Raw genomic sequence first — 14225 nt, 5'->3', positions numbered from 1 at the left:
GCCAGGCGGGCGCAAACGCCAGAGAAAAGCAAAAATGGCATCGAACGTACTGCGCGACGCACGTCGCATCGTGGTCAAGGTCGGCTCCAGCCTCGTCACCAACGAAGGCAAAGGTCTCGATGAAGGCGCCATCACGGAATGGAGCCGCCAATTGGCCGCTCTGGTGCATGGTGAGGGGGGCGCGAAGCGCGAGGTCATTATGGTCTCCAGCGGCGCCGTAGCCGAGGGCATGAAGCGCCTGGGCTGGTCCCAGCGGCCTAAAGAGATCCATGAGTTGCAGGCCGCTGCAGCGGTCGGGCAAATGGGCCTGGTGCAGATGTACGAGACCAAGCTGCGCGAGCAAAACCTGGGCAGCGCCCAGGTGCTGCTGACCCATGCCGACTTGGCAGACCGCGAGCGCTACCTCAATGCACGCGTCACCTTGCTGACCTTGCTGCAGCTGGGTGTGGTGCCGGTGATCAACGAGAACGACACGGTCGTCAACGACGAAATCAAGTTTGGTGACAACGACACCTTGGGTGCGCTGGTCGCCAACCTGGTGGAGGCCGATGCGCTGGTGATTTTGACCGACCAAAAGGGTCTCTATACCGCCGATCCGCGCAAGAACCCGGACGCAGAATTTGTGCATGAAGCGCAGGCCGGTGATCTGAAGCTCGAAGCCATGGCCGGCGGCGCGGGCTCGGGCATTGGCAAGGGCGGGATGCTCACCAAGATCCTGGCAGCCAAGCGGGCTGCAGGCTCTGGTGCATCCACCGTTATTGCCTGGGGGCGTGAGCAAAATGTGCTGCTGCGCCTTGCCGAGGGCGAGGCCATCGGTACTTTGCTGCTGGCTGCCACCCACAAGAACCAGGCGCGCAAGCAGTGGATGATGGACCACCTGCAGATGCACGGCTATGTCAGCGTGGATGCCGGTGCTGCCCAGAAACTGCGCAGCGCTGGCAAGAGCCTGCTGCCCATTGGCATGGTCAGCGTGCATGGCGAGTTCTCGCGTGGCGAGGTGATTGGGGTGCGTGATCCCGAGGGCAGCGAGCTGGCACGCGGCCTGGCCAACTACAGCAGCGCCGAGGCGCGGCGCCTGTGCCGCAAGCCATCGGCAGAATTCGAGCAACTGCTGGGTTATACCGGCGAGCCTGAGATGCTGCACCGAGACAATATGGTGCTGACGGGGCACTGAATCCGCAATACCGCTGCTGCTGCTTGTAAACGCAGCGCCCATGTAAAAAGCGTCCTGATTAGGACGCTTTTTGCGCTGAGCTAAACGTTGCTGCTGCCGGGGTTGTGCCCGGCATTGCCCGGGTCAGGGTCAAAGCTGGCACCAGGCGGCAGTTCCATGTCCTGCATCATGCGCAGAGGCGAGTGGTAGCTGACGACGGTGGTTACCGACACCTGCAGGGTTTCAGTGGTCACCATCTCTGCCTCGTGCGGCTCGCCATCGCGCAGGCGCGCATTGCTGCGCAAATAGCGGTTGCGCGGATCGTTGCGCGGCACATAGCGCGACAGCTCAGTCAACGCCATCTCGTAAACGCCCCGCTTGAATTCCACCACCACATCCAGCGGCACCCAGTAGTCATTCCAGCGCCAGGCATCAAACTCCGGATGGTTGGTGGCGCGCAGATTCAGGTCCCAGTCGTGCCCCGTTAACTGGAGCAAAAACCAAATCTGCTTTTGTCCGCGATAATAGCCTCTGGCATCGCGGCGGATGAAGCGTTCGGGCACCTCGTACCGTAGCCAATCCCGCGTTCTAGCCACAATACGTACATGCTCCGGTCGCAAGCCTACTTCCTCATGCAGCTCTCGAAACATCGCCTGCTCGGGGGTTTCTCCACGGTCAATACCACCCTGCGGAAACTGCCAGCTGTGGGTGCGGATGCGCTTGCCCCAAAACACCTGATTGCGCTGGTTGAGCAGGATGATGCCGACGTTTGGCCTAAAGCCATCTCGGTCCAGCATAATCTAACCCCAATTTTTTAAACTGTGTCCATTATGCCTGTGCCTTGAAGCCATCTTCAAGGGGGCAACTACTAGGTCCATTGCCATAGACTATGAAAGCTTCGCAATTTCTCATTTCGACCCTGAAGGAAGCGCCTGCGGACGCTGAGATCGCTAGCCACCAGCTGATGACCCGTGCCGGCATGATCAAGAAGCTCGGCGCTGGCATCTACAACTACATGCCGATGGGACTGCGCGTGATTCGCAAGGTCGAGGCCATCGTGCGCGAAGAGATGAACCGCGCTGGCGGCATCGAGGTGACCATGCCGGTGGTGCAACCCGCCGAGCTGTGGCAAGAGACCGGCCGTTTTGACAAGATGGGTGCCGAGCTTCTGCGCATCCAGGACCGCCACGCGCGTGATTTTGTCATCCAGCCAACCAGCGAAGAAGTGGTGACCGACATCGCCCGCCAGGAGTTCAAGAGCTACAAGCAGCTGCCCAAGAACCTCTACCAGATCCAGACCAAGTTCCGCGACGAGCGCCGTCCCCGCTTTGGCCTGATGCGCGGCCGCGAGTTCATCATGAAGGATGCCTATTCCTTCGACAAGGACCGCGATGCTGCCCAAATCAGCTACCAGACCATGCGCGCCGCCTACAAGCGCATTTTTGACCGCTTTGGTCTGCAGTACCGCGCTGTGCGCGCAGACAGTGGCGCCATTGGTGGCGACCTGAGCGAAGAGTTCCAGGTGATTGCTGCGACCGGCGAAGACGCGATCGTCTACTGCCCCAACAGCGATTACGCCGCCAATATCGAAAAGGCAGAAAGCCTGGCGCCTACGCAAGCGCGCGCGGCTGCAGCGCAGGCCATGGCCAAGACCGCCACGCCGGGCAAAAGCACCTGTGCCGATGTGGCTGAGTTGCTGAACCTGCCTTTGGCCAACACGGTCAAATCCTTGGTGCTGGCCACCGATGAGACCAATGATAAGGGCGATATTCTGGGTTCCCAGGTCTGGCTGCTGCTGCTGCGCGGTGACCACGACATGAACGAGATCAAGGTGGGCAAGGTCGAAGGCCTGGCGGACTTCCGTTTTGCGACGGTGAGCGAGATCGAAGAACACTTTGGCTGCCAGCCCGGCTACCTGGGCCCGATCGGCCTGAAAAAGCCCGTCAAGCTGGTGGTGGACCGCGATGTGGCCGTGATGGCCGACTGGGTCTGCGGCGCCAATGAGGCCGACTACCACTTGACCGGTGTGAACTGGGGCCGTGATCTGCCCGAGCCCAGCTTGGTCGCGGACCTGCGCAATGTGGTGGTCGGCGATCTGTCGCCAGACGGCAAAGGCGAGCTGGCCATCGAGCGCGGCATCGAGATTGGCCATGTGTTCTACCTGGGCACCAAGTACTCCAAGGCGATGAAGGCCACTTTCCTGGCGGACAACGGCAAGCCCAGCGAGTTCGAGATGGGCTGCTACGGCATTGGTATCACCCGCCTGCCTGCTGCAGCGGTGGAGCAGAACCATGACGAGCGCGGCATCATCTGGCCGGACGCGATTGCGCCTTTCACGGTGGTGATCTGCCCCATCGGCATGGACCGCAGCGAGGCCGTCAAGACTGCGGCTGAAAAGCTACACGCAGACTTGTTGGCTGCCGGTGTCGATGTGATACTGGACGACCGCGGCGAGCGCCCCGGTGCCATGTTGGCCGATTGGGAGCTGATTGGTGTGCCACACCGCGTGGTGTTGGGCGACCGGGGCCTGCAAGAAGGCATGGTCGAGTACCAGCAGCGCCGCGACACTGCTGCCACCAAGGTCGCGGTGGCCGAGGTGTTCAGCTTTATCACCAGCCGTTTGGCCTGATGCGGGCCATGGGCTGCCAACGCAGCCCATGCCGCCAGGCGCCGCACACATATAGTCACAGAGGGATCGATTCAGGATGTCAGGCTCACGCATAGCTTTACCTGCGGGCGTATCACGCCGCGCGGCCATGGCATCGGTGCTGGCTGGGCCAGGCGCCTGGCTGGCTGCGCCGCAGGCCGCGCATGCGGGTGGTCAGCTCGAAGAGCCCCTGATTGACTCGATCCGCTCGGCGCTGACCGCCGCCATTGGCAGCGCCGCGCCGCCCGAGCCGGTGTTTGTATCGACCGAGGCAAAGATCGTCTATCTGCGTTGGCTGGGCGCGATGAGCGACCGCCTACGCCGGCGCAAGCCCGATTGGGAAGTGCGCCGGGATTTTCTGCAAACCGTCTGGTACGAAGCCCGGCGTGCACGCCTCGATGAATCGTTGGTACTCGGCCTCATCCAAGTCGAAAGCGGTTTCCGCAAGTTCGCGATGTCCAATGTGGGCGCGCGCGGCTACATGCAGGTGATGCCGTTTTGGACCCGCGTGATTGGCGATGGCGATGCTGCAAAGCTGTTCCATATGCAGACCAATCTGCGCTTTGGCTGCGTGATTCTGCGCCACTACATGGACCGCGAAAAAGGCGATTTGTTCATGGCCTTGGGCCGTTACAACGGCAGCCGGGGCAAGGACACCTACCCGAACCTGGTCTATGGCGCCCAGCGCCAATGGCTGTTTGAGAACAAGATCGAAGCCTAAGGACACCGGCCTCGCTGCCTGCCAAGGCCACCATTGCAGCCTTCCCCAATAGCCACCGCATGCGGTGGCTTTTGCTTTTGTTTTTGCTTTGCGCTAGCCGGTGGCGCTCAGGCCGGCAGCTTGGTGGTGGCGGGCGGCAGCGGTGAATCCGCCACCTTGTTCGGGTCGACCACGGTGACCAGCACCTGGTCGATGCGGTAGCTGTCCACATCCATCACCTCGAACTGGTACTTGCCCCAGACCACCTTGTCGGTGCGGCGCGGGATGCGGCGCAGCATCACCATCAAGAAGCCACCCAGGGTCTCATACTCGTCGGCATGGGGCAGGTCGTCCAGCAGCAAGGCCCGTTCCACATCCTCGATGGGGGTGATGCCGTCAATCAGCCAGGAAGTCTCGTCGCGGCGCACGATCAGCTCCTCATCCACGGGGCCCATCAGGTCGCCCATGACGGTGCTCATCACATCGTTGAGCGTTACCACGCCAACCACCAGGCTGTATTCATTGACGATGATGGCAAAGTCCTCATGCGCCTGGCGGAACTGCTGCAGCACCTCGGCCAGGGTCAGCCGGTCGGGGACGACCAGCGCTTTTTTGACCAGGCCCTCGTCGCGCAGCTTCATCGGCAGGTTGTTCAGCGCGCGCTGGAACAAATCCTTGGCATCCACATAGCCGACTACATGGTCGATATCGCCGGCGCAGACCGGGTAGGTCGAAAAGGGCTCTTCGGCAATGCGGGCGCGGATGATGTCGTCGCTGTCGTCCTGGTAGAAAAAGGCGATGCGGTCGCGCTGGGTCATTGCCGAGCCAACCGTGCGGGTATCGAGTTCAAACAGGTTGGCAATCACCTGCTGCTCCTGCGCGGCCAGCACGCCAGCTTTTGCGCCGGCCTCGGTCATTGCCAAAATGTCTTCGTAGGTGATCTTTTCATCGCGGATGGTGGACAGGCCCAGCACCCGAAACAGCGCATCTGCTGCCTTGCTGTAGAACCAGACCACCGGTTTGAAGATCGTCATGCACCACTGCATGGGCCGCGACACGCGCAACGCCAGCGCCTCGGGCTCGGCCATCGACAGGCGCTTGGGCAGCAGATCGGCCAGCAGGATGAACAGCGAAGTGACTACCGTGAACGAGAACAGAAAGCCGATGGTCTGCGCGGTTGCGGGCTCCCACCAATGGCTGGCCAGACCCGCGACCACGGGGCTGAGCGCCCCTTCGCCCACGATACCGCCGAGGATGGCCACGGCATTCTGGCCGACTTGCACCACGGTGAAATACTCGCCGGGCTGCTCCTGGATCTTCATCACCCGTTCTGCACGCGGGTCCCCGTCATCCACCATTTGCCGCAAGCGCAGGCGGCGCGAGGCGGCCAGCGATATCTCCGCCATGGAGAAAAAGGCGCTGAAGCTGATCAGCAAGGCAATGACAAAGAGACTCTGCGTAAGATTCATAGAAATCCGTGCGGGAGCAGTGCAGACCGGCTGCTCACATTTTTCGGCAAAAGCGCTGCTGGTGCACATGTCACCAGCGGTATGAATGGGTATTCAATGGTCGCATGCCCGTCTGGAGACTGGCAAGTGCTTTTGGCAGCAGACGCTGGAAGCCCACAGCGGGCGGGCGATGCGGGGTCTGAGCTGCTGTGCTGAGCTTACCTGAGCCGCTTGGCTATGGCCGCTGGCAAGGCCATTGCATGTCGCCATCGCGCAGCTCTGCAAACAGTCTGGAGCGGCCGCCGGGCGCAAAAAAGCCGCCTGAAAAGGCGGCTTGTTCAGCGACAAGCAGGGCTTGGCGCTAGGCCATCAGAGCGTGCCCACCAGTTGCTGCAGCTCACCGGACTCATACATTTCCATCATGATGTCCGAGCCGCCAACAAATTCGCCTTTGACGTACAGCTGAGGAATGGTCGGCCAGTGGCTGTAATCTTTGATGCCTTGGCGGATCTCGGGGTCTTCCAGCACGTTGACGGTGGTCAGGCCACGGGTCTCGACGCCACTGGCTTTGAGAATTTGAATGGCGCGGCCGGAGAATCCGCATTGCGGAAAGCTGGCCGTTCCCTTCATGAACAGCACAATGTCATGGCCTTTGACCAGCTGGTCGATGCGTTGTTGGGTATCGCTCATGGATGGGCTCCGTCGGGGCGTGTGGGTTGCAATGTAATCGGGTCAGCACTTGGCTCAGCTTCCAAGATGCGGGCATTGAGCCGCATATCAAGCGCAGACATGTTCACTATTATTTCACGGAAGCCCATTGCCCGCCGCTGGCGCGGTCGATGCCAGCCAGGTCCTTGCGGCTTTGGACCTGGGTAAAACCGCGCTGGGCCAGTAGCGCGCGCAGGTCTTCGGCCTGGTCCCAGCCATGCTCTATCAGCAACCAAGCGCCTTCGCGCAGGTAAGCGGGTGCCGTGCCGATGATATGGCGGATATCGTCCAGGCCATCCGCACCACTGGTCAGCGCCTGGCGCGGCTCATGGCGCAGCGCGGGCATATGCGGGTCATCGTCGCGGATGTAGGGTGGGTTGCTGACGATGGCATCAAACGGGCCTTGCAGGGCAGACAACCAGTGGCTGTGGGCAAATCGTACCGGCAGCTGCAGCCGCGCTGCATTGGCCTGGGCAACAGCCAGTGCATCGGTGCTGGTATCCACGGCCCACACTTCGGCCTTGGGGCGCGCTTGCTGCAAGGCCAGCGCTATAGCGCCGCTGCCGGTGCCCAGGTCGGCCAGGCGCAAGGGCGGCTGGCCCGGGGCTACATCGAGCAACAGCTCCAGCGCCCAGTCCACCAGGGTTTCGGTGTCCGGGCGCGGGTCCAGCACGCGGGCATCCACGGCCAGATCCAGCCCATAAAAGCCTTTGTGGCCCGTCAGATAAGCCACCGGCTCACCATCGGCGCGGCGTTGCAGCCATTGCTGCCACTGGCTGCTTTGCGCGCTGCTCAGGCAGTCGCCGTCATGGGTGATGAGCCAGGCGCGCGCATGGGTGGGCTGGCCGAAAAGATGCAGCAGCAGCATCTGCGCATCAATGCGGGCAATGCCCAGTGCAGCGGCTTGCGCCAGTGCCTGGGTGACTGTGATGGAGATATTGGGTGTGTCGGGGGTGGGAGCAATCATGTCGATGCGCGGTTCGCTGTAAGTGCGGGCTATTGTTGGCCGGCCTGCACAAAGGGCCGCGATTGCAGGATCAGGATCTGGTCACCTATCGCGGCCCATTCAATATCTTGGGTACGGCCACCAAACTGCTTTTCGATGGCAGGGCCTGTGGCGGCCAGGCGTTTGACCAGCGCATCACTCAGCACCTGGCGCTGTGCCACTGCTACCTCTTGAACGCCGCCGCCGGGCGCCAGGCGCAGCTCGGTGTCTTCGGCAGAGCGGCTGAGCACCTGCACCGCCTGGCTGCGGCGCGAGTACAGCACCTGCTCAGCCACACGCCGGCCTTCCACCACGCGGATGCCGATGCCGCGCTTGGCGGCGATAAAGACGCTGTGCGGGGTGTGGCCCAGCGGGTCGCGCGTGACCATCACGCCCGAGGCGTCAGAGTCCACCGCCTTTTGCACCAGCACGGCCATGGCCACCTCGTCCTGTGCAATGCCGGCAGCGCGGCGCGCCTCCCAGGCTTCAAAGTTGAAGACGGAGGCCCAGACCTTGCGCACGGCATCCTGCAAGGCTGCCTCACCCTTCACATTGGGAACGGTGGTGTAGAGGCCGGCACCGCTAAAGCCGGGCAAATCCTCGGAGCTGGAGGAGCTGCGCACAAACACCCCTGCCTGCTGCAACTGGTTGGACCAGCGCGTCTGCAAACTGTTGGCAAATGCGGCATTCATCGGCATCTGCTCGATCTCTGCGCGCAGCGCAGCCAAGGCACGGCGGCGAACGGCCGCATCGCTGTCAAAGCCGGGTTGCTGCTGCATGCGTGCCATTTTTTCCGCCAGTCCAAAACGCTGCATTGCGCTGGCGTAAGCGCCAAAAGGCAGGCAAAAGCCATCGGGCACCTGGACCCCGGCAATGCCCGCATTGCGCACTTCGCCAAGGTTGGCGGCCTTGGCGCCGCATTGGCGGCGGTGGGCAGCGCGCAGTGCGGCCAGTGGCTGTAGGGTGCTGCTGCGGGTGTCCTTTTGGATGCTGGCGCCGGTGATGCTGCGCTTGATGTTGGATCGCGCCAGGGCTTGGTCGCGTTCGGCATCGGTGGCCGCACGCAACTGGTAGTCCTTGGCGCTCACCGCCAGCTGCATCCATTGGCCGTTGTGTGCTGCCAGCTGCTGGCTGGCATCGCGCAGGTAGGCATTGGGCACTCCCCAGCCCTTCGCCAGCAGGTTGACATGCGACACCATGGTCGACGGCTGCTCGGTCAGTACCCCTGCCACGGGAGGTAGGGTGATGGGCACCTCGCGCAGCACCACGATATCGCTGGGCTGTAGATCATGTACTTGGTCGATATCGTCGACCAGCCGCAAGCGGCCCACCGCCTGGCCGGGGTTCAGCGGCAAAAAGTGCTGCTGGCCGATCAATGCGCTTTGCGTGACTGGCGTGATGCCTGCCGCAGCGGCCACCTGCTCGTGCGCGCTGGCATTCGCCTTGAACTGCACCGGCGCAAAAAAGTGGCTGCGCAGCTGGGCTTCGGTTTCGCGCAGCAAGGGCGCTGTCAGCTGGTCGCCTTCCCAAAATTCATAGACAAAGCCATCGATCTGCGGCTGCCAGCTCAGGGTGCCGAGGATAAAACGGCGCCCTGCATCGCGGTAGTTGCGGTTCAGCGCGTCCTTGCCGCCGCGCAACAAGCCTTGCTCGCGCAGAAAGCGATCATGCAGCTGGAAACGCGGCGTGTTGATGAAGTACAGCCGGGCGGCAGGCTGGGCCTGGCGGTCGATCACAAAGATCACATGGGGCTGGGCGAGGGGCGTGCCGGCGTTGTAGATGCGTGCCAGCTGCTCAAAGGCGGCCTGGCTAGGCAGGTCAGCCGCAAAGGGTTGGCTGCTATGGTCGCCCATGGCTTGGGCGGGTGTGCTGGTGCTTGGCCTGGCGATCAGCTCCTGCGGCGTGCGGCCATCCTCATACATCGAGGGCTTGCGCGCCAGTTGAGCCGAGGCGCTGCTGGTAGCCAGCACCAGTACCATGTAGCCCGCGCTGCGCCAAACCGCGTTCCATGCAAAATTCGGGCAGCTGGTGGCCATGGCTTGCCTTTTACTGGTTGACTTCCAGCTCGGCCAGCAGCTCGGCCTCGCGCTCAGACTGCAGCGCTTCCATCAACTCGCTCAGGTCGCCGTCCATGATGAAGCTGAGCTTGTACAAGGTCAGGTTGATGCGGTGGTCGGTCACCCGGCCCTGCGGGAAGTTGTAGGTACGGATGCGGTCGCTGCGGTCGCCCGAGCCGATGAGGCCCTTGCGCATGGCGGCTTCCTTGGCGGCGCGCTCGCTGCGCTCCTTTTCCTGGATGCGGGCCTGCAGCACCTGCAAGGCCTTGGCCTTGTTGCTGTGCTGGCTGCGGCCGTCCTGGCATTCGGCGACGATACCGGTGGGCAAATGGACAATGCGCACCGCAGAATCGGTCTTGTTGATGTGCTGGCCGCCGGCGCCGCTGGCGCGGAAGGTGTCGATGCGCAGGTCAGCCGGGTTCAGGGTGATGGCCTGCTGCTCATCGGGCTCGGGCATCACCGCGACGGTGCAGGCACTGGTGTGGATGCGGCCCTGCGTCTCCGTGGCAGGCACACGCTGCACGCGGTGGCCGCCCGATTCAAAGCGCAGGGTGCCATAAACGTTGTCGCCACCGTCAATGCGCAGCACCACTTCCTTGTAGCCCCCCAGCTCGGCGTCATTGGCGCTCATGATTTCGACCCGCCAGCCCATGCGCTCGGCGTAACGCGTGTACATACGGGTGATGTCACCGGCAAACAGCGCCGATTCGTCACCGCCGGTGCCGGCCCGCACTTCGACAAAGGCAGGGCGGGCATCGTCCGGGTCCTTGGGCAGCAGCATGCGCTGCAGCTGGGCGGCGAGTTGCTGCAGCTCGGCCTCGCCACTGCTGATCTCTTCCCTGGCCATGTCGCCCATGTCCGGGTCGGACAGCATCTCCTTGGCGCCTTCGATATCGGACTCAATCTGCTGGTAGCGCGCATAGCGCTCGGCAATGGCGGCCACATCGGTGTGTTCGCGTGAGAGCTTCAGAAACTGCGGCATGTTGGCCATGATGTCCTCGCGCGAGAGCAGAAAATTCAGCTCATTGAGGCGCTCGGCATAGCGTTCCAGCTGTTGGCGGAGAAAGTCTTTCATGGCGATCTGGTGTGCAAGGCAGCCGCAGGCTCTGCCACAGGCGCAGGAGCTTCAACGGGTGCCGAGAGAGAGAGAGGAGGGTAGGGAACAACAGCGAGCTAGGGGCGGCGGCGCCGCGCAGCGTCGCTACAAGCCCGATTGGTGGCCGCTGCCACCGCCGCGCTGGTTGCGCAGGAAAAGGCGGGACACCATGTCCGCCGTTTGGGCACGCGCTTGGGCGTCGCCCGCATGCAGCTCGGCCATGGTGCCGTGCAGAATCTTTTGCGACAGGCCGCGGGTGAGGGCATCGAGCACCGCGTCCATGTCTTCGCCCTTGGCCAGGCGCTTTTTGGCGCGCTCGATCTCCAGCGCACGCCAGACATCGGCCTGGGCGTTGATCTGCTGGATCAGCGGCACGGAGCCACCTTCGGGGGCGCGCTGGTCCATCCAGTGCATAAAGCGCTGCACGCCGGCATCGATGATGGTTTCAGCCTGCACAACGGCAGCCTGGCGCTGCTCCTGGCCGGCCTTGACCACATGGGCCAGGTCGTCCACGGTGTAGAGGTAGACATCACCCAGGTTCTTGACCTCGGCCTCGATATCGCGGGGCACGGCCAGATCCACCATGAAGAAGGGCCGGCGTTTGCGTTTCTTTAATGCGCTCTCGACAGCACCCAGGCCAATGATCGGCAGGCTCGATGCCGTGCAGCTGATGATGGCGTCGTACTCATGCAGGTGGTCAGGCAGGTCGGCCAGGCGCATGGTGCTGGCGCCAAAGTGGGCGGCCAGCTTTTCGCCCCGCTCCAAGGTGCGGTTGGCGACGGTGATATGGGCAGGCTGCTTGGCCGCGAAATGGGTGGCGCAGAGCTCGATCATCTCGCCAGCGCCGACAAACAGCACGCGGATTTCGCTGAGGTCTTCAAACAACTGCCCGGCCAGGCGCACGGCGGCCGCAGCCATGCTGATGCTGTGCGCGCCAATCTCGGTGGCGCTGCGCACTTCCTTGGCGACGGCAAAGCTGCGCTGGAACAGCTGGTTGAGCGTGGTGCCCAGCGAGCCGGCTTCTTCAGCGGCGCGCACCGCGTTTTTCATCTGGCCCAGGATCTGCGCCTCACCCAGCACCATGGAATCCAGACCGCTGGCCACGCGGAAGGCGTGGCGGGCGGCCAAGTCGTTTTGCAGGGTGTAGGTGTAGTTCTTTAAGGCTTCGGCGGGCAGGTCGCCGCTTTGGGCCAGCCAGCGCAGGGTGTGGTCAAGCGCCGGCTCTTGGGCGGCGCAGTAGATCTCCGTGCGGTTGCAGGTGGACAGGATCGCAGTTTCCACACCGGCGTGGCTATGCACACCCGAGATCGTGCTGCGCAAACTATGCAAAGTTGGCGCAATCTTGTCGAGTGCAAATGCAAACCGGCCGCGAATGTCGACCGGTGCCGTTGTGTGGTTGATGCCCAGGGCCCAAACTGCCATGCCGGCGATTATAAAATCTCTGTAAATCCATTGCTTGTCGTATCAGTACCAGCTTGACTTATATCAACCTGTCCGTCCTATGACCGCCCCATGACCGCTAGCACCAGCCTCTGGCATTTGCTGAACTTCTGCGCCCCGGCCGCCTTTTTGGCGTTGCTGCTGGTGTTGGCGCGCTGGTTGTTTGCGCGCAAGGCGGCGCCGCTTTTGCCCTGGTATGGCCAGCTGGCGCTGCATTTTCTGGTAGGCAGCGCCGCACTTTTTGTGGCGATGCTGTGGCAGGGCCGCGACGGCAGCCTCTTGGGCTATGCGCTCTTGGTGCTGGCGCTGGCCAGCAGCCAATGGGCGGTGCTGGGGGGCTGGCGGCGTTGATGCGATGGCTGGCTTTATTTCTGGGTCAGTTGCTATACGTTTCTTTACAATTAATTCATAATGTGGGATGACCACCACACTGACTTTGTCTGGCCACCGTTCCCGGTGGCTTTTCTGTATCTGCCTTTTGGTCGTGGCCGTTGTCGGGGTGGCGCTGGTCTGGGGCTCGCAGGCCTTGCTGTTTGCCGACACCAATGATTTTCAGCGGGTCGTTGGCCATCTCTACCTGACGCCTTTGGGCGACGGTGTGCACTGGGCGCTGCCTGAGCGGGCCTTTCGCATGCCGGGCAACCCGGAGCTGGCCTCGCATATCTTCACCTTCGCCGGCTGGGTGCAGCGTTTTCTGCCCGGCCATGTGTTTGATTTGTCGCGTACCGCCCTGGCCGCGAAAGTGCTGCTGCTGGGCTATGCCGGGGTGCTGGGCTGGCTATGCGCCCAAGCCTTGCAGCGCGGCGCAGTGGGATGGGCGGTGTTCACGCTGGCCTGGCTCGTGACCTTCTTTATGGCACACAACATTGGCATGGCCCAGTCCTTTTATGCCGAATATGCCTGTTTGATCGCCTTGCCCCTGTTGCTGCTGGGCATGCTGACCACCCGCGGGGCGCTGCGCATGTTGTGCCTGGGCCTGGGGGCAGTGGTGTGTGGCCTGGCCAAGGTGCAGTATTTTTATTGGCCGCTGCTGGTTTTGCTCTGCCTGTGGGTGGGCAGCCGTTGGCAGCGGGTGCTGCCGGACAAGGGCTTGCTCAAGCTGCTGTTGGCCGTGCAAATACTTTGCCTCGTGCCTTTGCTGATCGGCAAGAACGCGGGGCTGAATGCCTACCACGGCGTCTATCTGGGCTCGTACATGGTGCTGACCCCGGCGCAGATGGATGGCTTGCAGGTGCCGGCCGAGCGGCGTGAATGCATTGGGGTGGATGCCTGGGGCAATGCGCTCTCCGGCCCCGGCGGCACCCAGGTGCAGCACACAAAGCGCGACTGCTACCCTGTCACACCCAAACTCGGCAAGGGCGATGTGCTGCGGCCCTATCTGCACTACCCGCTAGCGCTGTGGCGCCTGGCCCGCTTCGCACTGCCCAGCCATTTCACCGTGCAGTATTTCCATGTCTTTCCCGGTAACTACTATCTGCAGCGCCATGCGGGCGGTGTCCAGCCGGTGACGGCGCTGCTCTTGCGCATGAGCGAGTGGCGCGACCGCATCGTGACGCCGCTGGCGCCGCTGTTTTTGCTGGCTGCGCTGGCGCTGTTTGCGGCCAGCCGCAGCCCGCATGCTGGCCGCTTGCGCCCGCTGGCCGTCGGCGGCCTGCTGCTGGGGCTGCTGGTGGTGTCGCAGGTCATCATTGTGCTGCTGGGCGAGGGGGTGCGCGACATGAGCAAGCACCTGTGGGCGGCGCAGCTGGCGCTGGACATGCTGGTGCTGCTGGTGGCCGTCCAAGGCCTGGGCTGGCTGTGGCTGTTGTGGCGGCGCAAGGCCGCGCCCGCTGCCCAGGCGGCAGCTACCGCCTGAAGACAGCGACGTCAATTCGGAAAAAATGCGAGACAGGCGCTGGTTGTAGAAGCGCGGTGTGCCGGTCATGATGGGTTTTGCAGGCGGCGTTTGCACTGCCTGCCTCTCTACCGATAACAAACCCAAGGAGACACAA

Annotated in this window: 12 protein-coding genes; 5 read left to right on the top strand and 7 right to left on the bottom strand. The window is 62.8% G+C overall.

Annotated elements, in window-relative coordinates; all coding sequences use genetic code 11:
* Positions 1 to 34 precede the first annotated feature (34 nt).
* Positions 35 to 1174, top strand: a complete 1140-nt coding sequence (gene proB / locus HS961_RS21160) for a glutamate 5-kinase (RefSeq protein ID WP_182325411.1) — start codon at positions 35 to 37, stop codon at positions 1172 to 1174.
* Positions 1175 to 1254: 80 nt separating this feature from the next.
* Here proB and HS961_RS21155 read toward each other — a convergent pair whose 3' ends face one another.
* Complete coding sequence (locus tag HS961_RS21155; RefSeq protein WP_182325410.1) at positions 1255 to 1950, bottom strand: RNA pyrophosphohydrolase; 696 nt, start codon at positions 1948 to 1950, stop codon at positions 1255 to 1257.
* Between the two features lie 92 nt (positions 1951 to 2042).
* On the opposite strand from HS961_RS21155, the gene HS961_RS21150 reads away from it, so the two are divergent.
* On the top strand, positions 2043 to 3782 hold the full coding sequence (locus HS961_RS21150) for a proline--tRNA ligase (RefSeq protein ID WP_182325409.1): 1740 nt from the start codon (positions 2043 to 2045) through the stop codon (positions 3780 to 3782).
* Positions 3783 to 3909: 127 nt separating this feature from the next.
* The gene (locus tag HS961_RS21145; protein WP_238347693.1) at positions 3910 to 4521 is read left to right on the top strand and encodes a lytic transglycosylase domain-containing protein; all 612 of its coding nucleotides are present in this window, start codon (positions 3910 to 3912) and stop codon (positions 4519 to 4521) included.
* A 107-nt stretch (positions 4522 to 4628) separates the two neighbouring features.
* Here the strand turns inward: HS961_RS21145 and HS961_RS21140 are convergent, their stop codons facing one another.
* From HS961_RS21140 to hemA, 6 genes are all read right to left on the bottom strand, one after another.
* Positions 4629 to 5969: a hemolysin family protein gene (locus HS961_RS21140; protein WP_182325407.1), complete on the bottom strand. Its 1341-nt coding sequence runs from the start codon at positions 5967 to 5969 to the stop codon at positions 4629 to 4631.
* Positions 5970 to 6317: 348 nt separating this feature from the next.
* Positions 6318 to 6638 carry a Grx4 family monothiol glutaredoxin gene (grxD, locus tag HS961_RS21135; RefSeq protein WP_182325406.1) on the bottom strand — a complete coding sequence of 107 codons (321 nt, stop codon included), beginning with the start codon at positions 6636 to 6638 and terminating at the stop codon, positions 6318 to 6320.
* A 109-nt stretch (positions 6639 to 6747) separates the two neighbouring features.
* Positions 6748 to 7623 carry a peptide chain release factor N(5)-glutamine methyltransferase gene (gene prmC / locus HS961_RS21130; RefSeq protein ID WP_182325405.1) on the bottom strand — a complete coding sequence of 292 codons (876 nt, stop codon included), beginning with the start codon at positions 7621 to 7623 and terminating at the stop codon, positions 6748 to 6750.
* Positions 7624 to 7652: 29 nt separating this feature from the next.
* Complete coding sequence (locus tag HS961_RS21125; RefSeq protein ID WP_238347692.1) at positions 7653 to 9677, bottom strand: PEP/pyruvate-binding domain-containing protein; 2025 nt, start codon at positions 9675 to 9677, stop codon at positions 7653 to 7655.
* 10 nt (positions 9678 to 9687) lie between these two features.
* On the bottom strand, positions 9688 to 10773 hold the full coding sequence (prfA, locus tag HS961_RS21120) for a peptide chain release factor 1 (RefSeq protein WP_182325404.1): 1086 nt from the start codon (positions 10771 to 10773) through the stop codon (positions 9688 to 9690).
* Between the two features lie 126 nt (positions 10774 to 10899).
* Positions 10900 to 12216: a glutamyl-tRNA reductase gene (hemA, locus tag HS961_RS21115; protein ID WP_182325403.1), complete on the bottom strand. Its 1317-nt coding sequence runs from the start codon at positions 12214 to 12216 to the stop codon at positions 10900 to 10902.
* Positions 12217 to 12306: 90 nt separating this feature from the next.
* Between hemA and HS961_RS21110 the strand changes: the two genes are divergently transcribed.
* Entirely contained in the window at positions 12307 to 12585 is a 279-nt protein-coding gene (locus tag HS961_RS21110; protein WP_182325402.1) for a hypothetical protein, read from the top strand.
* A 127-nt stretch (positions 12586 to 12712) separates the two neighbouring features.
* Positions 12713 to 14089 carry a hypothetical protein gene (locus tag HS961_RS21105; protein ID WP_182325401.1) on the top strand — a complete coding sequence of 459 codons (1377 nt, stop codon included), beginning with the start codon at positions 12713 to 12715 and terminating at the stop codon, positions 14087 to 14089.
* Positions 14090 to 14225: the final 136 nt, after the last annotated feature.

It is taken from the genome of Comamonas piscis, assembly GCF_014109725.1.
GTDB lineage: Bacteria > Pseudomonadota > Gammaproteobacteria > Burkholderiales > Burkholderiaceae_C > Comamonas > Comamonas piscis.
Note: the sequence above shows the minus strand (reverse complement) of the source record. Positions and strands in the feature narration are given on the sequence as shown.